This window comes from Hymenobacter aranciens (genome assembly GCF_030580865.1).
Lineage (GTDB): Bacteria > Bacteroidota > Bacteroidia > Cytophagales > Hymenobacteraceae > Hymenobacter > Hymenobacter aranciens.
The window spans coordinates 1-21,783 of record NZ_JAUQSY010000013.1 but is presented as its reverse complement, the minus strand read 5'-3'; the positions used below and the strand labels follow the sequence as shown (position 1 = coordinate 21,783).

General features: G+C 63.6%; 15 protein-coding genes. 8 read left to right on the top strand and 7 right to left on the bottom strand.

The genetic code is table 11. The features are described from left to right. Positions 1-10 precede the first annotated feature (10 nt). Together rsmH and mraZ are read right to left on the bottom strand one after the other, a co-directional pair. On the bottom strand, positions 11-934 hold the full coding sequence (gene rsmH, locus Q5H93_RS18095; protein ID WP_305008043.1) for a 16S rRNA (cytosine(1402)-N(4))-methyltransferase RsmH: 924 nt from the start codon (positions 932-934) through the stop codon (positions 11-13). Beyond that, positions 931-1,401, bottom strand: a complete 471-nt coding sequence (mraZ, locus tag Q5H93_RS18090) for a division/cell wall cluster transcriptional repressor MraZ (protein WP_305008042.1) — start codon at positions 1,399-1,401, stop codon at positions 931-933. Before mraZ ends, rsmH begins: the two co-directional genes overlap by 4 nt. A gap of 229 nt (positions 1,402-1,630) precedes the next feature. Between mraZ and Q5H93_RS18085 the strand changes: the two genes are divergently transcribed. The 4 genes from Q5H93_RS18085 (at position 1,631) to Q5H93_RS18070 (ending at position 12,180) form a co-directional block, all read left to right on the top strand. Beyond that, complete coding sequence (locus tag Q5H93_RS18085; protein WP_305008041.1) at positions 1,631-8,668, top strand: FG-GAP-like repeat-containing protein; 7,038 nt, start codon at positions 1,631-1,633, stop codon at positions 8,666-8,668. A 154-nt stretch (positions 8,669-8,822) separates the two neighbouring features. Beyond that, complete coding sequence (locus tag Q5H93_RS18080) at positions 8,823-9,257, top strand: HYC_CC_PP family protein (protein ID WP_305008040.1); 435 nt, start codon at positions 8,823-8,825, stop codon at positions 9,255-9,257. Positions 9,258-9,353: 96 nt separating this feature from the next. Further along, positions 9,354-11,696, top strand: coding sequence for a TonB-dependent receptor (locus tag Q5H93_RS18075; RefSeq protein ID WP_305008039.1), 2,343 nt, complete (start codon positions 9,354-9,356; stop codon positions 11,694-11,696). Positions 11,697-11,838: 142 nt separating this feature from the next. Continuing rightward, on the top strand, positions 11,839-12,180 hold the full coding sequence (locus Q5H93_RS18070) for a heavy-metal-associated domain-containing protein (protein ID WP_305008038.1): 342 nt from the start codon (positions 11,839-11,841) through the stop codon (positions 12,178-12,180). Between the two features lie 55 nt (positions 12,181-12,235). Here Q5H93_RS18070 and Q5H93_RS18065 read toward each other — a convergent pair whose 3' ends face one another. From Q5H93_RS18065 to crtID, 5 genes are all read right to left on the bottom strand, one after another. Further along, complete coding sequence (locus tag Q5H93_RS18065) at positions 12,236-12,958, bottom strand: fatty acid desaturase (RefSeq protein WP_305008037.1); 723 nt, start codon at positions 12,956-12,958, stop codon at positions 12,236-12,238. A 52-nt stretch (positions 12,959-13,010) separates the two neighbouring features. Then, the gene (locus Q5H93_RS18060) at positions 13,011-13,862 is read right to left on the bottom strand and encodes a 4-hydroxy-3-methylbut-2-enyl diphosphate reductase (protein ID WP_305008036.1); all 852 of its coding nucleotides are present in this window, start codon (positions 13,860-13,862) and stop codon (positions 13,011-13,013) included. Between the two features lie 98 nt (positions 13,863-13,960). Further along, positions 13,961-14,530 (bottom strand): hypothetical protein, encoded by a 570-nt coding sequence (locus tag Q5H93_RS18055; protein ID WP_305008035.1) that lies wholly within the window; start codon positions 14,528-14,530, stop codon positions 13,961-13,963. Positions 14,531-14,593: 63 nt separating this feature from the next. Continuing rightward, the gene (locus Q5H93_RS18050; protein WP_305008034.1) at positions 14,594-15,436 is read right to left on the bottom strand and encodes a phytoene/squalene synthase family protein; all 843 of its coding nucleotides are present in this window, start codon (positions 15,434-15,436) and stop codon (positions 14,594-14,596) included. A gap of 93 nt (positions 15,437-15,529) precedes the next feature. Then, positions 15,530-17,011 (bottom strand): bifunctional phytoene desaturase/3,4-desaturase, encoded by a 1,482-nt coding sequence (gene crtID, locus Q5H93_RS18045; protein ID WP_305008033.1) that lies wholly within the window; start codon positions 17,009-17,011, stop codon positions 15,530-15,532. Between the two features lie 225 nt (positions 17,012-17,236). Here crtID and Q5H93_RS18040 point away from each other — a divergent pair, with 225 nt between their 5' ends. The 4 genes from Q5H93_RS18040 (at position 17,237) to Q5H93_RS18025 (ending at position 20,990) form a co-directional block, all read left to right on the top strand. Then, a complete protein-coding gene (locus tag Q5H93_RS18040) occupies positions 17,237-18,577 on the top strand; it encodes a hypothetical protein (RefSeq protein ID WP_305008032.1) in 1,341 nt (446 codons plus the stop codon). Between the two features lie 48 nt (positions 18,578-18,625). Further along, complete coding sequence (locus tag Q5H93_RS18035; RefSeq protein WP_305008031.1) at positions 18,626-19,630, top strand: SPFH domain-containing protein; 1,005 nt, start codon at positions 18,626-18,628, stop codon at positions 19,628-19,630. Between the two features lie 6 nt (positions 19,631-19,636). Next, on the top strand, positions 19,637-19,876 hold the full coding sequence (locus tag Q5H93_RS18030; RefSeq protein ID WP_305008030.1) for a hypothetical protein: 240 nt from the start codon (positions 19,637-19,639) through the stop codon (positions 19,874-19,876). 103 nt (positions 19,877-19,979) lie between these two features. After that, complete coding sequence (locus Q5H93_RS18025) at positions 19,980-20,990, top strand: phosphotransferase enzyme family protein (protein WP_305008029.1); 1,011 nt, start codon at positions 19,980-19,982, stop codon at positions 20,988-20,990. Positions 20,991-21,783: the final 793 nt, after the last annotated feature.

Here is a 21,783-nt window from a genome sequence, read left to right as displayed (position 1 = left end):
TTTAACTCGCTTAATTCCTCACCGCAACCCGCAATTTAGCACTGCGGGCGCGGCTGTTCAGGGCAATTTCCTCAGCCGAGGCCTCTTCCGGCTTGCGGTTGAGGGCCTCAAACGGCTTGGTTTCATTGCCAAAAAAGTCCTTTTCCACCTCGCCGAAAAACTTGCCCTTGCCAATGAAATTCTTCACCAGCCGGTCTTCGAGCGAGTGGTAGCTCATCACCACCAGGCGGCCGCCGGGGCGGAGCACGTCGGCCGTTTGCAGCAGCATTTCCTGCAGGGCCTGCATTTCCTGGTTTACCTCAATACGCAGCGCCTGAAACACTTGCGCCAGGTATTTATTTTCTTTGCCGCGCGGGGTGCAGGGCTCGATGGCTTTTTTGAGCTCGGCGATGGTAGCCAGCGGGCGGCCCCGGCGGGCGGCTACTACGGTTTGAGCCAGGGTGCGGGCGTTGGTCACTTCGCCGTACATGCCGAAGATGCGGTGCAGGTCTTTGTCGGAGTAGTCGTTGAGCACGTCGGCGGCGGTGAGGTCGCCAGCGGGGTCCATGCGCATGTCGAGCGGGCCGTCGAAGCGGGTGCTGAAGCCGCGCTCGGGCGTGTCGAACTGGTGCGAGCTCACGCCGAGGTCGGCCAGCAGGCCGTCCACGGGCAGGGCGGCGCGCTGCTGTAGCTCAGCGACTAAGTCGCGAAAATTAGCCCGAATGAAGGTGAACTGCGGGCGGGCCAGCTTGTCGGCTTCGGCCTCGGCATCAGCATCCTGGTCGAAGCTGTAGAGATGGCCATCGGTCAGCTTTTCGAGGATGCGGGCCGAGTGGCCGCCGCCGCCGAAGGTGACATCCACGTAGCGGCCACCGGGCTTCAGGTCGAGCGCGGCGAGGCATTCGGCCAGCATCACCGGGCGGTGGTAGGCGGTATCGTTGAGGTACTCGCTCATGCGGCCAGGCCGCTGAGCGGCGTTTCGACGGATAAAAACTTCTGTGCCAGCTTCGAGAAGCTCTGCTGGTCTTTGATGAGGAACTCGTCGTAGCGGGCCGGGTCCCACACTTCGCAGCGGTTGCCAAGGCCCACGATGATGGCTTCCTTTTCGATGCCGGCGTAGCGCAGCATGGTGCGCGGCAGCATGAAGCGCCCAATGCTGTCGAGCTCCACCTCGGTCATGCCCCGGAAGAAGTTGCGCTGAAACTGCCGGTATTCCTCGTTAAACTCGTCCAGCGCCATCACTTTCTCGTGAATCACGCGCCAGGCCGACTGCGGGTAGAGCACCAGGCAGGGCTCGAAGCCCCGCACCAAAACCAGCTGATTACCCGATTCTTCGGGCAGGTTTCCCTTCACCTTCGACGGCAGTACGAGCCGCCCTTTCGGGTCGAGCTTGCATTCGTATTCGCCGGAGAGCAGGTGCATGGTGAAGGGGGATTTTCGAGGGGCTATAACAAAAGTACAGCTTGCTTTTCGAAAAGCAACCACGATTTACCATTTTCTACCACAAACTTAAAATTGGCTTTTTTGCAGGTGTTGGCACGACCTAGCGGGCCGCTGGCTGGCAGGCAAAGACGAAAGGGTGAGCGAGGTACAATCGTTTTTTTTGCAGCATCTTTACTCCGTCTGAGCGCACTGTATTACTGACGATTTTATGCCTTTACCGGTACCTTTCTCTTTGCCACTGGCCGGCGGCCGGAATATCTTCGGCACGGCTGCGGCAGTGCGCGGGCTGCTGGCCGGGCTTTTGCTGAGCGCAACGGCTCCCGCCCGGGCGCAGGCTCCCACTGTGACGTCGGTAACTCCGCCGCGCAATTCAACGGCCGTAGCCGTTAGCAGTGTGGTCAGACCCGGCTTTTCGCAGGCGATAACGGCGGCTTCGGCCGCTACGCTGCGCGTGTATGGCAACCAGCTGGGGGGCGTGCGGGCCGGCAGTCTGACGGGCGGCGGCTCGACGCTGTTGACCTTTACGCCCACCCGGAGCTTTGGCAGCGGTGAGCTGGTGAGCGTCAGCCTGCCGGCGACGCTCACGAACGCCAGCGGCGTGGGTATCCGGCCGCAGGTGTACCAGTTTCGGACGGCTGCCAGCGGCACCGGCCGCGGCTTCTTCATCGATTCGACGGTGGTGGGCGTTACCAATTCGCGCGACCAGGTACTGGCTGATGTCGACAACGATGGCGACCTGGACCTACTGACGACCGGCGGCCTGTTTGGGGCCGTCACGTACCGCAACGACGGTACCGGGCGGTTTTCGTTTTACATTAACTCGGTGGTAGGCAGTGCGCCGGGCGGCCTGGCCGTCGGCGATTTCAACCAGGACGGCTACCTGGACATTGTGGCGGGCGATGCCGACAATGCGGCCATCTCCATTTGCCTCAACGACGGAACCGGACGGTTTGGGGTGCTGGGCCTGGGCGGACAGATTCTGCCCGTGGGGCTGCGCCCGGTGAGCGTGACCGTGGGCGACGTGGATGCTGATGGCGACCTCGACGTGGTGACGGCCAACCGCGACGGCAACTCGGCCAGCGTGCGCCTGAACAACGGAGCGGGCTATTTTCTAGCCAGCGTGGACGTAGCAGTGGGCACCCGGCCCAGCGCAGTGGCCCTGAGCGATGTGGACGGCGACGGCGACCTCGACCTGCTCGTGTCGAACGAAGGCAGCAACTCCGTAACCGTGCGGCTGAACTCGGGTAGCGGCCAGTTTAGCGGGGGCTCCACGGTGAGTGTGGGAGCGGGCCCAACCGAGCTGGTGGTGGCCGACATCAACAACGACCGGCTACCCGACCTGCTGACGGCCAACGGCAGCGGCGGGTCGTGGAGTATCCGCCGCAACATTGCGGCGGGCGTTTTTTCCAGCACTGGCACCACTGTAAGCCTGCCCACGGGCAGCACGCCCACCGGCCTGGCGGCCGCCGACGTAGATGCCGATGGCGACCTTGATGTAGTAATTGCCCAAGGCACCGGCGGCCAGGTGCTGACCTACCTCAACAACGCAGCCGGCACGTTTACCGCGCAGGTAGGCTCGGTGCAGCTGGTAACGCCCGGCTGGCCCACGGCATCCGAAGCCATGGGCGTGACGCTGGGCGACGTGGACGGCGACGGCGACCTCGACCTGATAACGGCCAATCATCTTAGCAACAGTGTAGTGCTGGTGCGCAATGGCGCCACGCCCGCCATGCCCACACTGGCGGGCTTCACGCCCGCGGCAGGCGTTATCGGGGCCACTGTCACCATCACGGGCAGCCATCTTGGGACCACCCTGAACGTGAGTTTCAATGGCGTACCGGCCACCAGCTTCACGGTGGTATCGGCGACGCAGCTGACGGCCGTGGTGCCCGCTGGCGCCACTTCCGGGCCGGTGGTGGTGACTACCCAGGGTGGGTCCGTCACCTCGGCTACCGCGTTTCAGGTGGTGCCTCCGCTGACGGTGACGGCCTGGCAGCCCGCCCGCAATGCCCCCACCGTGAACCGCACCAGCGCGGTGCAGGTGACGTGCAGCGCGCCCATTGAGGCGGCTTCGGCCACTGCCACGGGCGGGCTGGCCGTGTTTTCGGCGCTGCGGCAGGGCCGGCGCCCGGGCACCCTCACCGGTGGGGGCACCGCCACGCTGGCCTTCCAGCCAACTCAGCCCTTTGGGGTGGGCGAATGGGTGAGCGTGAGCACGCGCGCCAACCTGCGCGGCACCAGCGGCGCGGTGCTGAACGGGCAGACGATGCAGTTTATTACGGCTACCGGGGGCACGGGCGAAGGCTTTTTTGGCCCCGCCACCACCCGCAGTATGCCGGGCGTAGCCACCATGAGTCAAACCATTACCGCCGACCTTGACGGCGATGACAACCTGGACCTGATTACCAGCACCGCCACGGGCCTGACGGTGCGCCCCGGCCAGGGCACCAACGGCTTTGGGCCGGGTGTGAGCGTGAGCCTGGCGGGCGGCACGGGCACGCTACTGGTGGGCGACCTCGACGGAGACGCTGACCTCGACGTGGTGGCGGGGGCCCGCGACCCGCTCAATCCGTACACCTATCTGTTTATCAACATCAACGGCTCCCTAATCCTCACCCAGACCCTGACGCAGGTAGCCCCGATGGCACTGGGCGACGTGGATGCCGACGGCGACCTGGACCTGCTAGCCAGAAGTGCCGGCTACTACTATCTGAAGCTGTGCCGCAACCTGGGCACGGGCACTTTGGCAACGCCTACCGATGCCGGCCCAACCGGCCTGGCTACCACGCCGTCGTTTGCCCTCGGCGACTGCAACAATGATGGGAAGCTGGATGTGGTGCTGCTCGGCAATACATTCAGTCAGAATCGTTACCTGAGGATATTACTTGGCGACGGACAGGGGCAGTTTGACTCTCTCGGCCAGGGGCTGTTGCGCCTGGGTGCCATCCAAAGCTTGGCGTTGGGCGACTTCGACAACGATGGTGACCTCGACATCGTCATTGCCGACCCGGCAAGTAGCCTGACCGTAGTCCTCAACGACGGTAGCGGCTCGCTGAATAGCAACGGTGTCAGCACCAGCACCGTCACCATTCCGCCCTCGGGCATGAGTGCAGCCTCGCCACCTACTACCGTAAGCGTGGCCGATGTGGACGGCGACGGCGACCTCGACTTGCTGACTGGCCAGAGCGTTGCGGGCAAAGGAGGCATTGCAGTGTTGCTGAATAATGGCCAGGGGCAGTTTCAGCCTTCGCCCAACACGCCGTATGCCGTGGGAGCCCTCAGCACCTCGCCCCACCTGCTGCTGGCCGACTTCGACGGCGACCTCGACTTGGATGCGCTGGTATCGGATGCCACGAACGGGCAGGATTACCTGTGCTGGAACAGCCCCCGCCCCCGCCCGCTCTTCACGGCCTTTATGCCGGCCTTGGCGCCGGTGGGCCGCCTGATACTGGTAGCGGGGCGGTATTTCAGCCAGGCCTCGGAAGTGCGGTTCAACGGCACGGTCGCCCCGTCGTTTCAGGTAGTCAGCGACTCGCTGCTGCGGGTGACGGTGCCCGTGGGCGCCACTACTGGGCTGGTCGACGTTACGACGCCCATGGGCCGGGGCACTTCGGCCACGGCTTTCGTCGTGACGCCTACGGTAACCATTGTGCGCCAGACGCCTGCCGCGATGGCCGTAAATGCCCCCACCGGCAGCAGCCTCAGCCTGACGTTCAGCCAGCCGGTGACGGCAGCCGCCGCCGACATCCGCGTGTTTGGCGACCTGCGCCAGGGACTGCGCACCGGCACGCTCAGCGGCAACGGCAGCCCGACGCTCACCTTCACCCCCACGCAGCCTTTCGCGCCCAATGAGCAGGTGAGTGTGTCGCTGGGCAGCGGCATTGCCACGCCGAGCGGGCCGCTGGCGGGCCAGGTGCTGCCGCAGGGCAACAGCTTTCGGGCAGCCGCCCCGGGCCCGGGCACTGCGGCCAACTTTGGGCCGCCCACGCGCATCGGCAATTCCCGGCAGGCGCCGTATGCCGCGCCGGGCGACCTCGACGGCGATGGCGACCTGGACTTTGTGAGCCTGAGCAGCACTGAGTTGCGCACGTATGAAAACCGCGGGGCGGCGGGCATGGTGCTGGTGCAAACCCTGCCGTTTACGCACACGCCCAGCGCTATCCAGCTGGCCGACATTGACAATGACTCTGACTTGGACGTGATTTCTACCTACCGGGATTTCATCACGGGCGGTGGCTTCGACGGGGGGATGTTTAGCTATACCAATGATGGCAATGGCCGGCTGACGGCCGCCAGCTCCCTGCAGCAGCAGCTCGGCGGCATCGGCGGCGTCGCCCTGGCCGATTTGGACAATGACGGCGACCTCGACATGGTGCTGCCGACGAACCTGCGCGACTCGACGAACGTGCGCCTGAACGACGGCCACGGCAACTTCAAAAACCACGCGCGCCTGCTGCCGAACCCAGGCAACAGTACGTTCTACCTGAATACCGTGGTAATCGGGGATATCGACGGCGATGGCGACCTAGATATCGTCGCCGCCGAGCCTTATCTGGCGGGGATATACACGTTCTTGAACGATGGTGCCGCTAATTTCAGCCCGGCCCGGGTGTTCAGGGGCGGGGGCAGCCTGACGGACCTGACCCTGACGGACTTCGACCAGGATGGCGACCTCGACCTGCTGGGCTATTGGGATACAACTTCTTTTAACGCCATATCCCTCATTTACAACGACGGCACTGGCGATTTTGGCCGCACGCCTCTCACCAACTTTACGGTGGCCCCGGAAACAAAGCTCCTGAAAATGGGCGACGTGGACGGCGATGGCGACCTCGACATCCTCACGACGCACAACAACTGGTCATCGGGGCTGCCCATCGCCATGCGCTGGTACCTGAATACGAACGGCATCATCTCGCCGGCAAACAGCCTGACGTTCGCGCTGCAGGGCTGGGCCCTGGCCACGGCCGACTTCGACGGCGACGGCAGCCTCGACCTGCTGGCCAGCTACAACGGCGACAGCCAGGTAACGGCCGGGCTGTTCACGATACTTAACCGGCCCGCGGCGCCCACGCTCACCGCCTTCAGCCCGGCTACGGCCGTCGCGGGCAGTACCATTACCCTGACGGGCACCAACTTCGGCAGCACCAGCAGCGTGCTGATTGGCGGAGTGGCGGCCACGTTCGTGGTGGTATCGGCTACGCAGCTGACGGTGGTGGTGCCCGCGCTGGCCAGCACGGGCACGGTGCAGGTAATCACCCCGGGCGGCAGTGCCACGGCCCCGGGTCAGCTGCAGCTGCCCGGCCCCACCCTGGCGGGCTTCACGCCGCCGGCGGGGGCGCCCGGCCGGCTGGTCACCCTTCAGGGCACTTACCTGGGCGGGGCCACGCAGGTGCAGTTCAACGGAGTGGCGGCCAGCAGCTTCACGGTAGTTTCGGCCACCGAGGTGCAGGCCGTGGTGCCCGGCAATGCCACCACCGGCCGCCTGACGGTGATAACACCCAGCGGGTTGGCTACCTCGGTCGACAGCTTCCACGTCCGGCCCTCGACGATGGTGACCAGCGCCCAGCCGGGCTACAACGCCAACCAGGTGCCCGTGGGGACCAATCTGCAATTCAACTTCTCGGCAGCCCTGGGAGCCACGCTGCCCGATGGCCCCCGCGTATTCAGCGCCCTCCGCCAGGGCCGGCGCACGGGCACGGTGACGGGCGCCGGCACAACCACCCTGCGCTTCGACCCCACGTTGGACTTTGCCCCCGGCGAGCTGATAAACGTGAGCACGCCCGCGCCCTTATTCGACCAGAACAGCGACCCCGTGCGGGGCCAGGTGCAGCAGTTTCGAACGGCCACCGGCGGCACCGGCCGCGGCTTCTTCGTGGCGCACGACAGCCTGATGCTACCCAACAACCTCCCGACGCTGGGCACGTCGCTGGTGGCCGACTTCGACAACGATTCTTACCCCGATTTGCTGGCCGTGACGGGCAGCGGCAACAGCGCGCGCCTGCGGCGCGGTACGCCCACGGGCTGGTTTGACATGGCTGCCGCGGCCTCCCGGGCGCTGGAGCCCCGCACGGTGAGTGAGATACTGGCGGCCGACCTGGACGGCGACGGCGACCTGGATGTTATCACCAAATCGAAGCCCTCCTACTCGGTTTACGGCCAGCAGCGCTCTGCTATCGGTTTGAACTACAACGATGGAACGGGCAACTTTGCGCAGCGCGACACCCTGGAGTGCCGCAGCTGGCCGGGCACGCTGCAAGTAGGCGACCTCAACGCGGACGGCTACCTCGACTTCGTGGGCGGCTGGAACAACGATTCCATTGCCATTGGCTTCACCAACGGCCAGGGCCGGGTAGCGCGGCTGGCCTTCCGGCCGGTGCCGGGCTCCATGAAAGGAGTGGCCCTGGGCGACCTGGACAACGACGGCGACCTGGACCTGGTAGGTAGTGATTTCACGGGTGGCTCGCGCCTGTACCTGAACGATGGCGCGGCCAATTTCAGCCCCGGCCAGCAGCTGGCCGGCCCCAGCCAGCTCATTACAACGCTGCTGGCCGATTTTGACAACGACGGCCTGCTGGATGTGGTGCAGTTGGGGACGGCCAGCTTCGGCGCAGCAACCGGCCAGCTGGCCCTGTGGCGCAACCAGCGCAGCAGCTTCACTGTCATCCGCTCAACCTTGCCCGTGGCACCGAGCACGGCCGTGGTGGGCGACGTCAATGCCGACGGCCTGCTTGATATCGTGGTGCTGATGGCTTCCTCGCAGCGCCTGCCCAACTGCCTGGTGCTGCTCAACGGCGGGGCCGCTGGCTTTTCGCAGCAGCTGTTTCGCCTGGCCCCGGGCCTGGACCTCTCTTCCCTGCAGCTCACCGACCTGGATGGCGATGCCGACCTCGACCTGAGCGCCATGGCGAGCTGGCCCGCCGATATCCTCATCACCGCTCGGAATGAGGCCCGCCTGCCGACGGCTACCGCTGCGCCGGCCACTGGCGCGCCAGCCGATGTGCTGTACCCTAACCCGGCTCGCAGTGCCGTGACGTGGCGCGGCCAGGTCACGGTCGGCCAGCCGGTTACGCTGCAGCTTCTGAATTCGCTGGGGCAGGTGGTTAGCCAGCAAACCCTGCCGGCCGCCGCCGCCCCCGAGCGGCAGGCGCGGCTGCCGGTGCAGGGCTTGGCCGCCGGCTTTTACACCGTTCGGGTAACGAATCCGGGGCAGGTTTCCCGCCTGTTGCGCCTCATTGTTGAATAATAAACCGCCGCTGATTCACAAAAAACAACACTCCCGGCACTTTGCTTTTGGGTGGTCGGTTGCCTTGCTGCCGGCCCCGCTCCGCCCGGACTTTGTACGTTTAAAGCCAGCTGCTGTACGCACAGCTGCTGGCCTTGTCCGTACCTTTGCAGTGATGAAACGCCCCCTCTCCCACCGTCTGCTCAGCTTGTGCCTGGCCGCGCTGGTGCTCGCCGCCTCGGTGGGCCTCACGGTGCAGCGACACACCTGCCGCATCAGCGGGCGCAGCAAGGTGAGCGTGGGGCTGCCGGGCGCAGCACGGGCGCTGACCGGTTGCGCGGGCGAGCTGCCCACGCGGGTGAAGAGTGACTGCTGCGACTTCAGCAAGCACCACCACAAGCTGAGCGCCCCGGCGCACGACGTAGTAAGCGCCAAAGTGCTGCCGCCGCCGCTGCTGGCCGCGTGGCTGCCGGCGCTGGCCTGGCCGCGCCCGGCCAATGCTGCTAAGCTCCCCGGCGTGGCGGCCGAGCGCTGGTTTGCGGCCGACTCGTCGCCGCCGCCCCTGGGCGGACGGGCCCTGCTCACCTGGGCTTGTACCCTGGTAGTCTAGGTTTTTCTGGCAGAGAAGGCAGCCGCACGCGCTGCCGGGCCGAGTGGGCGGGTAGCCCGCTGGCATTTCTGACAGTATGCCTAACTTACCAATACTATGGACTTTTTGCGCGGGCCTCGCCCGCTGCCTTTTATACTGCTGCTGAGCATCCTGCCGCTGCTGGGCCAAGCCCAGAGCAGCCTCATCGAGCCCGTGCGGGGCCTCGTGACCGAGGCGGGCAAAACCTCGCCCCTGCCCGGCGCCATCGTGCGCTGGCTGCCCGATGCTGCCACTGATAACGCGGGCCCCGTGGCCACCACCGACGCCAGCGGCGGCTTCGTGCTGCCGCGCCCGGCGCGGGCGGCCTCGCGGCTGGTGGTGCAGGCCCTGGGCTACCGGGCCGATACGCTGGCCGTGGCTCCCTCCGGCGCACCCTACCTGCGGGTGGCTTTGCGTGCGGGTAGTGAGCTGAATGAAGTGGTGGTGACGGACCGGGCGCCCGCTTATTCCTCGCTCACGCCCACCAATACCCAGCTCATCACGGCCCGCGACCTCACCAAATCGGCCTGCTGCAACCTGGCCGAGAGCTTCGAAACCAACGCCGCCGTAGAGGTGACGACCTCCGACGCCGTGTCGGGTGCCAAGCAGATTCAGCTGCTGGGCCTCGACGGCTCCTACTCGCTGCTGACCGTGGACAACCAGCCGGCCCTGCGCGGGCTGGCCGCGCCCTACCGCCTCGGCTACCTGGCCGGGCCCTGGATTGAGGGCATCGAAATTATCAAGGGCACGGGCTCGGTGGTGAATGGCTACGAGGCCATTTCGGGCCAGGTGAACGTGAAGCTGAAAGAACCCGAGAATACCGACCAGCTGCTGTTTAACGCCTACGGCAACGACCTCGGCAAATTCGACGTGAACCTCAACAGCTCGGCGCGCATCAGCCCGAAATGGAGCACCGTGCTGCTGCTGCACACCGACCACCTGGGCCGCCGGGTGGACCGCAACCAGGACGGCTTTCTCGACTTGCCGCTCGCTACGCAGTACAATGCCTTTAATAAGTGGAAGTACAAATCCACCCGCGGCATCGTGAGCGAAGTGGGCCTGGGAGCGCTGCGCGAAACCCGGCAGGGCGGGCAAATGAATTTCCGCGAGAGCGAGGCCAACGCCTTCGCCACCAGCTACGGTACTACGCAGACGACCACCCGCTACACCGGTTACGCCAAAACTTCCTACACCTGGCCCACCCGCCCCTTCCAGAGCCTGGGCTTGCTGCTGAGCGGCACCGACCACGACTTCACCTCGGCCTATTCCTACGGCACGCCCGACCGGCTGCGCACCGTGCGCCGCTACGATGGCACGCAGCGCACCGGCCTCGGCACGTTGCTCTTTCAGAGCGTGCTGGGCAATACGGCGCACGTGTACCGCGCCGGGCTGAGCTTTCTGTATGATGATTACCGGGAGGTTTTCGACGACGGCCGCCGCTACACTACCGAAAGTCCGACCGACTTGGCCGCCCGCCTGCACCGCAACCGCCAGGAGCGGGTGCCCGGGGCTTTTGCCGAATATACTTACCAGAACAGCCACAACCTGACCGTGGTAGCCGGCTTCCGGGCCGACCGCCACAACCTCTACGGCTGGCAGTACACGCCCCGGCTCAACGTGAAGTTTGACCCGGCCAAGAATACGGTATTGCGGGTGTCGGCCGGGCGCGGCTTCCGCGTGGCCAACCCGATTGCCGATAACGCCTCGCTGCTGGTGAGTGCCCGGGAGTTTCTCATTGGCAATAACCTGCAGCCCGAGCGCGCCTGGAACCTGGGCGGCAGCGCCACGCAATACTTTACACTGCTGGGGCACTCGGCCACGTTCGTGGTTGACTACTACCACACTGAGTTCGACAACCAGGTGGTGGTAGACATGTACACCGCGCCCACCACGCTCATGATTGACAACCTGCCGGCGGGCGGCCGCTCCTTTGCCCGCAGCCTGCAAACCGAGCTGCAGGCCGAGCCGCTGAAAGGCCTGCACGTGAAAGCCGCCTACAAATACCTCGACGTGCGCACGACCTACGAAAACCAGCTGCTCCCCAGGCCCCTCACCCCCAACCACCGCGCCTTCCTGAACCTGGGCTACGCCACGGCTTTCGACAAGTGGCGGGGCGACCTGACGGTGCAGTGGTTCGGGCAGCGGCCAGTGGCGCACATCGACCATCCGCACCAGCACGGCAGCGGCCAGGAATACGTGCCGGCTACCACGCCCCGCTTCGCGCTGCTCAACCTACAGGCTACCCGCGCCTTCCGACGGCTGGAGGTGTACGCGGGCGTGGAGAATCTGACCGACTACCGCCAGCCTAATCCCATTGACGGAGCGGCCGCGCCGTTCGGCCAGACTTTCGATGCGGCCATGGTGTGGGGGCCGGTGTATGGCCGGCTGACGTATGCCGGGCTGCGCTATCGGATTGAGTAGGTGTTAGGTGTTAGGTGTTAGGTGTTAGGTGTTAGGTGTTAGGTGTTAGGTAACATACGAGCCCCAATACCAAAACAAATACCTAACACCTAATTTTTCCGGCCACATTTTTGTTAATTCACTTCCAAAATCAACCTCAACCATGAAATTCCTCCTCGCTTCCCTCCTCTCCTTCTTCGCGCTCGTGGCCCAGGCCCAAACCAAGCCCGGCACCGAAACGGTGAAATTCAAAACCTCGGCCGTGTGCGATATGTGCAAGACGCGCATTGAAAAAAGCATGGCCTATACCAAAGGCGTGCAAAGCTCCTCGCTCGACGTGGCCTCGCAGGTGCTGACCGTCAATTACTCGCCGGCTAAAACTGATGTGGCCGCCCTACGCGCCGCCGTGCAAAAGACCGGCTACGACGCCGACGAAGCCACGGCCGAAGCCAAGGCTTACGACCGGCTACCAGAGTGCTGCAAGAAAACCAACAAAGTGCACTAAGTGCAAAGGCTTGACGAATGAAAAAGGCCACCCGATGGGTGGCCTTTTTCATTCGTCAAGCCTTTGTCTGCCACAGCCGCCACCAGGGCAGGTAGGGCTGGTCGTGGTGTTCGTAGTGGTAGCCAAAAAAATAGCAGCTCACAAAGGCCCACACGTGGTGCCGCAGCTGGCTGCGCGACTTGTGCGGGTTGTCGGCCGCGTGCTCGCCCCGGTGCGGCAGGTAAGTGCCGAAGAAAAACAGCTGCAGCGTGGCCAGCACGGCCGGTATCATCCAGAAAGCAATGACGTTGGCCTGCGGAAAGCACAGCTTGAGGACATTGTAGGTCACGGCCATCAGCAGCACCTGCCACCACGTCACGTAGTGCCAGGCGAAGCGCAGAAACCACAGCAAGAAGCTCTGGTGCTCCCCATCGTGAAAATCGGGGTCGTCGGCGGTGCCGACGTGGCGGTGGTGGGCGTGGTGCTTGGCCACCTGCCCGGGAAACCAGTTGTAGGCAAACAACAGCGCCGCCACGGTACCGATGGCATTGTTGAGGCGCTTATGGGGGCTCACCACGCCGTGCATAGCGTCGTGGGCGGTGATGTAGAGGCCGGTGTAAAGATGCATCTGGCCCAGCGCCAGCAGGTAGGGCGCGGGGCTGCGCCAGTTGGGCTCGTAGAAAGCCAGCAGAAACGTTAGCAGGCCCGCCCAGGCGCCAATCACCAGCAGCGCAACGGCTACCCCTTTGCCGTTGAGCGGCTGCGGTTTTATGCGGGGGCTGGCAGTAGCGACGTTCAAAATTTCAGCACTCAAAAGCTAATGGCTGGCAGCTATTAGCTAACCGCTAGTTTTAAAAAGACAACAACCGGTCGCGCACTTGTTCCATCAGCCACATGGGGGTGCTGGTGGCTCCGCAGATACCCACCGACTGCCCGGGCGCAAACCACTCACGCTGAATTTCATCTACGTTGGAAACAAAGTGCGTTTGCGGGTTGGTGGCTTTGCACACCTGGTAGAGCACCCGGCCGTTGGAGCTTTTGGTGCCCGACACGAACAGTATCTGGTCGTACTGGGTGGCGAAGCGGCGCAAATCCTTGTCGCGGTTGCTCACCTGGCGGCAGATGGTGTCGTTGGCGTTTACCTGGTGGCCGCGGGTTTGCAGCTCATTCTTAATATTGTAGAAGCTGTCGGTGCTCTTGGTGGTCTGGCTGTAGAGGGTGATGTTTTCGGGCAGCTCGTGGCGCAGCAGCTCATCGAGGTTTTCGAAGACGACGGCCTCGCCGCCGGTCTGGCCCAGCAGGCCCACTACTTCGGCGTGGCCGTGCTTGCCGTAGATGTAGATTTTATCCTTGCGGTCGAAGCTGGCCTTGATGCGGTTTTGCAGCTTGAGCACCACCGGGCAGCTGGCGTCGATGAGGGTTAGGTTGTTGGCCAGGGCCATCTGGTAGGTGGCGGGCGGCTCGCCGTGGGCCCGGATGAGTACGGCCTCGTCGCGCAGCTCGGCCAGCCGCTCGTGGCAGATGATGCGCAAGCCCCGGGCTTCGAGGCGCTGCACTTCCTCGTCGTTGTGCACGATATCGCCCAGGCAGTAGAGGTAGCCCTGCTCGTCGAGCAGGTCTTCGGCCATCTGGATGGCGTAAATCACGCCAAAGCAGAAGCCGGAGTTAGGGTCGATTCGAACGCTGAGTGCCAGGGAAGCCATACGACCACATTAACTACAGTTTAGCTAGGAAGGTTACGCGTAGAACCTGCCTGGCGCTTTACGGCGTGTAAAATCGGAAATAATTTTGACTTCGCGGCCTAGCCGGCCACTTTGTTGAGCTGCTGCGCCTCAGCCTCGCTCACGTGGCCGCGCTCCACCAGGTAGCGCCGCACGAAGTTGAACGCCTCCGCATCGAGCCCCGAGGCGGGGTGCTCCAGGGCCGCCCGCAGCAGCAGGGCCTTGTCTTCTTCGACGTGCTTGCTCATGCCCAGGAAGGATGGCAGATTGCTCTCGACCGAGAAGCGCAGGAAGCGAACTTCCGCATTATCAGGCGCCAGGCTCACGGCCTGCTCGAAGGAGCGGTTGGCCTGCTGGATGAACGTCAGCTTGTCAAACATCGACGCGTCGCGGGCGCGAATGGCTTCGGCAGCACCTTTGTAGGCCATTACCACGGCATCGTGGCCCTTGTAGTCGGCCAGCTGCTTGTAGAGCTTTTCGGCGGCGGCTTTGTCGGAGGAGGCTTTGGCGAACTGCTGGCGCAGGGCGGCGGGGTTGAAATGAGAATCCACGGAGATGGGCAGGGGGGAAATGGTGCGGGCGCGGTTCTCGGATACTTCCGGCAGCGCGTCGGCACACAGTAATAAGGAAAGCGAAAGCAGGCTCTTCATACCAACCATTACGGACAAAGCTACAGAACGTGTAGCCCGAATTTTCAATTCGGGCTACACGTTCTAAATACTCGCCAGCCGGTACCGGAAATACGAACCCAGCAGCAGCAGCAGCTTGGTGTTATTCGGCACCCGCACCCGCTCGCCCAGAATGCGGCTGGCCGACAGCTTTTTAATCTTGTAAAACAGCTTCAGATAATACACATAGGCCAGGTACACGCCGAGCTTCGCCGAGCGCGGCAGCTGCTGAATGCCCGCGTAGGCCGCCTCAAAATCGGCCTTGATATCGGCTTCGATTTCCTGCTTCGTGGCATCATTGAAGCGCTGGTAAACGACGCCGGGGAAGTACACCCGGCCCCGCTCCTCATAGTCGGAGCGGATGTCGCGCAGGAAATTCACTTTCTGGAAGGCCGCGCCCAGCCGGCAGGCGGGCTCGCGCAGCCGCTCGAACAGCGCTGCGTCGCCGTGGCAGAAGATGCGCAGGCACATCAGGCCCACTACTTCGGCCGAGCCGTAGATGTACTCTTTGTATAAGTCGGCGTGGTAGTTATGGTCTTCTAAGTCCAGCTCCATGCTGTGCAGGAAGGCATCGATGAATTCGCGGTCGATACCGTATTCGCGCACTACCTGCTGGAAGGCGTGCAGCACAGGATTCAGGCTGAGGCCGAGGTCGATGGCCTCGTAGGTCTGGCGACGGAAATCGGCCAGCAGGGCGGCTTTGTCGTGCTGGTGGAAGGTGTCCACGATTTCATCGGCCCAGCGCACGAAGCCATACACGGCGTACACCGGCAGGTGCAGCCGCGGCTCCAGCGTGCGAATGCCGAGCGTGAACGAGGTACTGTAGCGACTGGTGATGAGCTTGCTACAGGCCAGGCTGGTATCGGTGAATAGTTGTTCGTGGTCCACGGAGTGAATTATGAGTTTTGAATTATGGGTTTTAAGTTATGAATTGGGTAGAGCGGCGCAAATAATGCCCACTCATAATTCATAACTCAAAACTCATAACTCTTTCAGTACCTCCCCTGCCACCACCTGCCCCGAGATGAGTGAGGGCGGCACGCCGGGGCCGGGCACAGTCAATTGGCCGGTAAAGTACAAATTGTTGAGCTTTTTGCTTTTCAGGGTGGGCTTGAGGATGGCCGTTTGGCGCAGGGTGTTGGCCAGGCCGTAGGCGTTGCCCTTGAAGCTGTGGTAGTCGGCCACGAAATCGCGGTGGGCGTAGCTGCGCTTGAACACCACCGCGTCGCGGATGGAGTGGCCGCAGTGCTTTTCGAGGCGGTCCATCAGCATGTTGTAGTAGCGCTCGCGGGTGGCTTCGTCGTCCGTGAGGTCGGGGGCTACCGGGATGAGCAGGAAGAGGTTTTCCTGGCCTTCGGGGGCGACGCTGGAGTCGGTTTTGCTCGGCACGGAGGCATAGAACAGCGGGCGCGTGGGCCACTGCGGCTGCTCGTAAATCTCGTGGGCGTGGCGGGCGAAGTCCTCGTCGAAGAACAGATTGTGGTGGCGCAGCTTGTCGAGCTTTTTATTGACGCCCAGGTAAAATAGCAGCGACGACGGGGCCATGGTGCGCGAATCCCAGTACGCGGGCGAGTAGTGGCGGTGCTCGGGCTGGAGCACCTGCTGCTCGATGTGGTGGTAGTCGGCCCCGGCCACCACGGCCGCGGCCGGCCAGAAGCCGGCGGCGGTGCGCACGCCGGTGCTGCGGCCGTGCTCGACTACAATCTCGGTTACTTCCTGGCTGTACTTGATTTCCACGCCCAGCTCTTCGGCCAGGCTCACCATGCCTTCCACGATTTTGTGCATGCCGCCCCGGGGGTACCAGGTGCCCAGCGCCAGGTCGGCGTAGTTCATCAGGGAGTAGAGGGCGGGGGTGTTTTCGGAAGTGGCACCGAGAAATAGGATGGGAAACTCCACCAATTCCAGCAGGCGCGAATCCTTGAAAAAGCGGCGCACATGCTTGTGCATGCTTTGCAGCACGTCCATGCGCAGCATGTCGAGCAATAATTTGGGCTCGGCAAACTCCAGCAGCGAGCGGCTGGGGGCGTACACCAGGCGGTTGATGCCGACTTCGTACTTATAGGCCGCCTGCCGCAGAAACTCGTCGAGCCGGGCGGCGCTGCCGGGCTCGTAGCGCTCGAACAGCGCCCGCAGGCCGGCCATGCTGGCGGGGATGTCCACCGCTTCGGGGCCTTTGAAGATGACCTGGTACGAGGGGTCGAGGCGGATAAGGTCGTAGTAGTCGCTGACTTTCTTGCCGAAGCGGGCGAAGTATTTGTCGAACACGTCGGGCATCCAGTACCAGCTCGGGCCCATGTCGAAGGTGAAGCCCTGGGCGCGGAACACCCGCGCCCGGCCGCCGGGGCCGTCGTTTTTTTCGAGAATCGTGACGCGCCAGCCGGCCTGGGCCAGCGTGGTGGCGGCCGCCAGTCCGGCAAAGCCGGCCCCGATAACGACGGCGCGGCGGGTAGAGGGTTCAGTCATGCTGCGCAAAATAGCGGCGCCGGCGGGGTTTTGGTTGCGGGCCGGGGGAATTTATCTGTCGCGGCGGGCGGGCCGAGCCTGTAGGCGGGCTTCCAGTCAGGTGGTTGCCGGCGCGGGCGGGCAGGTGATTTTATCCGCCCGCAGGCGCTGCCAACGGTTGAGCCAGCGGTACGTACAAACGGAGCCGGTCCGGCCTCTTTCGCCGCCGTCGCCCGCTCTCTCATCATGGCCAAATCAATCAAGGCAATCAAGTGCCCGCACTGCGGCAGCACGCAGAAAACCGAAGTGCGCCCCGACGTCTTCCGCTGCGAGGGCTGCGGCACCGAGTACTTCCTCGACAACGACGACATCAACGTCAACTACACCGTGCGGCAGGAGCCCCTGGGCACGCCCGGCCAGCCGCCTGTCAAGCGGGCCGTAATAGTGGCCGGGCTGGCGGCGGTAGTCATGTTCGGGTTCGTGCTGTTGCGGCTGCTGTTCAGCTCCAGCTCTTCGCCCACGCCGGGCAGCTACTCCGTGACCACGGCCGACGAGGAAGAGGATTACACGAAGAAATTCAACTTCTCCTCGCGCGAGACGCTGCTATACCTGGCCCCCTCGCAAAAGCCCGTGCTGCTGCAAATCGGCACCCGCAACTACTACCGCGTGACCAAGGACAGCGCCTACGCCGTGTTTCGGGATGCGACGACGGGCACGGTGCTGAAAAGCGTGCCGCTCAACGTGCCCCCCGGCACCAGCTCCTTCCCCGATTTCGACCTCAAGCACTTCTACAACGGCGAGCTGTACCTGGTGGCCAACAAAATGGCGGTGTACCGGGTCGACAAGGCCAATTATTCCTTCAAGGATGTCACCAAAACGCTGTTCCAGGGGCAGTCGGAGCTAGCCAGCGGCGTGGCCACCGTGGAGGCCGGCGACAACGACTACGGCGACTACTTCAGCGTGTTCACCAATGATGGGCGCAACATGATGTTCTTCCCGCTCATCAACAAGGTCTATTCCAAGGACAATTTCTACGACGCCCGCTACGGCTTCAACAACCTGCAGCCCAACAGCCCCACCGCCACCGGCTTTATCTTCAGCCGCCGCAGCACCTCGTACCCGGAAGATAAAATCCAGCTCATCAAGTACCAGTACCGCCACAACCTGGGCGGGGCCCAGAGCCTCCCCCACTTCGAGTGGAGCGACGACTATGGCGGCTCGGGCATCTTCACCGACGCCGACCCGCACGTCAAGCGCCTCATCACGCCCTACGAGAAAAAAGGTGCCCGCCTGCTGTCGTACGCCGACTTCACGCCCGGCCGCCTCTACTTCGAGCCCCACCTGCTGTACTCGGATAAAGAGTACGTGCTGATTAGCTTCAAGCCCACAGCCGCGCCCAGCGCCCGGCCCGCGGTGCAGTGCCTGCGGGCCGATACGGGCGCCATCGTCTTCACCCAGCCGCTGGAGGAAGGCAACAGCCCCGACGATGCCGTGCGCTACCCCGGTGGCTTCGCGCTGCACGATGGGGATGAGACGTACACCATCAGCCTGGACGGCAAGCTGACGAAGAATCCGAAGCCGGTGTAACGGGTAACCTCACCCCCCGCCAGAACGACAACCTAAGCTCCCCATCCCATGCCTTTCAACTTCTTTCGCAACCAGCTGGCTTCCGTCATCGAGTGGGCCAACCCGCAGCCGGGCGTGCTGCTGCACAAGTTCCCCTCCGAGCACGACGAGCTCAAGGATGCCAGCAAGCTCATCATCGGTCCCGGCCAGGGCGCCATCCTGGTGTACGAGGGCCGCGTGACCGACGAGCTGACCGAGGAGGGAATCTACAATCTCGACACCGCCAACATTCCCTTCGTCACCACGCTGCTGAAGCTGCGCACGGGCTTCGAGAGCGAGCACAAGGTGCGGGTGTACTTCTTCCGCCGTGCCGAGGTGGTGAACCAGGCCTGGGGCACGCCCATGCCCATCAAGTACCTCGACCCGGTGTACCAGATTCCGGTGGAGCTGGGGGCCAACGGCAACTTCTCGTTCCGGCTGGCCGATGCCGGGCTGTTTTTCCGCGAGATAGCCGGGCAGCAGGACGAGTACACCACCCCGCAGGCCAAGGCCTTGCTGCAAAGCCGCCTGCCGCAGGTGCTGGCCACGCAGCTGGCCGTGGCGCAGTTCTCTTACCAGCAGATTGACGCCCAGCTCGGCTCGCTCTCGGCCGAATTGCGCGAGCTGCTGGCGCCCGATTTTGCCCAACTGGGCATCGAGCTGACCGACTTCCGCATCAGCGGCACCGTGTTCGACGCGGCCACCCAGCAGCGCATCGGCCGCGTGTCCGACGTGATAGCCGACACCCAGGCCGCCGCCGCCGGGGGCCTCGCCTATCCCGAGCTGGAGCGCCTCAAAGCCCTGCGCGACGCCGCCCGCAACGAGGGCGGCCTGGCGGGCGCGGGCCTGGCCCTGGGCGCCGGCGCCGAGCTGGGCCGCGTCTTCGCCAGCGAGAAAGACCAGCAGCTGGCCGCCCCCGCCGCCGGGGCCGACCCCGTGCAGCAGCTCCAGAAGCTCAAGCTGCTGCTCACCGAGGGCATCATCACGCAGGAAGAATTCGACACCAAGAAAAAGCCCTGGCTCGACCAGCTCTAAGCCGCCATGAAACAACTACTCGGAGCGGCCATCGTGCTGCTGGGCCTGGCCCTTACTACCTTACTGGTGCTGCGCATCTGGGGCATCGTGCCCGTGAGCCTCCCTACCCTGCTACGTAGCGGCACCACGCTGGCCGTGCTGGCGGGGGCCGTGGTGGTGCTGCTCATCGTGTGGGGCTTCTTCTTCGTGAACCCGGCGAAGGGCTACGACCAGCGCGAGGGGAATCGGGCGCATCCGCAGGAATAATACGGTAGCACGCAGCAGCGCGAACTTTGTAATTCGCGTCCCTGCGCCATTCGAATCGTTGAACCGGCGCGGGGACGCGAACTACAAAGTTCGCGCTACTGCCATGCCCATCTTCCCCACGCAATACTCCGTCCTCGCGGCCGCCGCCCTTACTGCCCACGTCGCCGAGCACTACGCCTTGCCGCTGACCACCGGCCGCCTGCTGCTGCACGGCGTCAGCGACACCTACCGCCTCGACAGCCCCGCCACGCCCTACATCCTTAAAGTGTACCGCGCCGCTCACCGCTCGGAGGCCGAAATCCGCGGCGAAGTGGAGCTGCTGCGGCACCTGCAGGCCGGCGGCAGCCGGGTGGCCCCGCCCCTGCCCGACCGCCACGGCCACTACCTCCAGCGCTTCGAGGCCGCCGAGGGCCCGCGCTTCGGCGTGCTGTTTGCCTTCGCCCCCGGCCAGAACGTGTTTGACCTGAGCGACGCGCAAATCCGGGCCACCGCCCACGAGATGGCCCGCCTGCACCAGCGCACGGCCGGCCTCGCGCTCACCCACCCGCGCCCCGTCTACGATGCGGCCCGCACCATCGAGCAGCCCCTGCAGCAGCTGGCCCCGGTGTTTGCGGCCCAGGGCTACCCCGAGGGCCACGCCTGGCTCGTGGCAACCGCCGCCCGCACCGAAGCCCAGCTGGCCGCCCTGGCGCCCGCCAGCTTCAGCACCGGCTACTGCCACTTCGATTTCCTGCCCAAGAACTTCCACTTCGACACCCACGACCAGCCCACGTTTTTCGACTTCGATTTCGCGGGTACCGGCTACCTGGCCTACGACGTGATGACCTTCTTCGCCCACTACTTCCTGCACACCCTCACCCGGCGCATCCCCGCCGCCGAGGCCGCGCAGGCCCGCCAGCTCTTCGTGGCCGCCTACCGCGAAATCCGCCCACTGACGGACGCCGAGCTGGCGGCCATCCCGGCGCTGGGCTTCCGCTGGTGGCTGTTCTTCCTGGCCTACGCCGCCGAGCATTTCGAGGACTGGTCGAATAGCTTTTTCAGCCCGCGCTATGTGCGGGAGCGGGTGGGGCTCATTCGGCAGTGGGTGGAGGTGGAGGGTGGAATGAGAGAGTAAAGCCCGGTGAGCTACTTTTGTCTCACCGCACGGTTATTCCACCTCACCACACGGCTGCCCCTGAAAAGGTGAAGCCCTCGGTACAGGAATACCAAGGGCTTCGGGAAGTAGGTGGTCGTACACCTTAACTCCCTGCCAAGATGAGAACGGTTCGTGCGGTGAAGCTACGGAGGAAATCCGTGTTTCGTAAACCTCCAGAAACCGAAAAAGGGTTGCCGGCTCTGGCTTATGCAAGAGGCAATACGGGCAGCCCTGGCGGCTGCCGTGCGCCACTTGATGGGTTAGCGGTTGCAAGGGTCCGGGCCGGGAGGCGCGGGCCCTTGTTTTTTACACATCCGTATCAGTATTACTAATAACATCTGCCAGTCGCTCCGCCTGCTCCAGTATTAAGTCAACCATGCGGCAGTTGGTGTAGCTGGCAGATGAGGTGAATGATACGTAATAAACCAACTCACTTAAACTAGGGGCTAGGCTTGTTACTTAGAGTTCAAATCACCTCAAAGAGGCTTTTATCATCAGCAATTCTAGCAGCATCTGCTGGTAATCGGATGTCTAGGATAACCGTGCGAATGTCATAACTACTAGCTACTGATTGAGTCTGACTGCTCAATAGTTTATGTAATGCTGGCAAATCCTCTTTACTAGGCGGCCTTTTATCATAGGCTCCGTAATGCCAGCCTATCAAATAGATTCCATGCTTGTAGGATTGGTCGGTTTGTACGCTTCCCTAAGGAATGAGCCAGTTGTAAGTAGAGAAAGCCGTAACTTTCACTACCTGACGACTGACAAATGA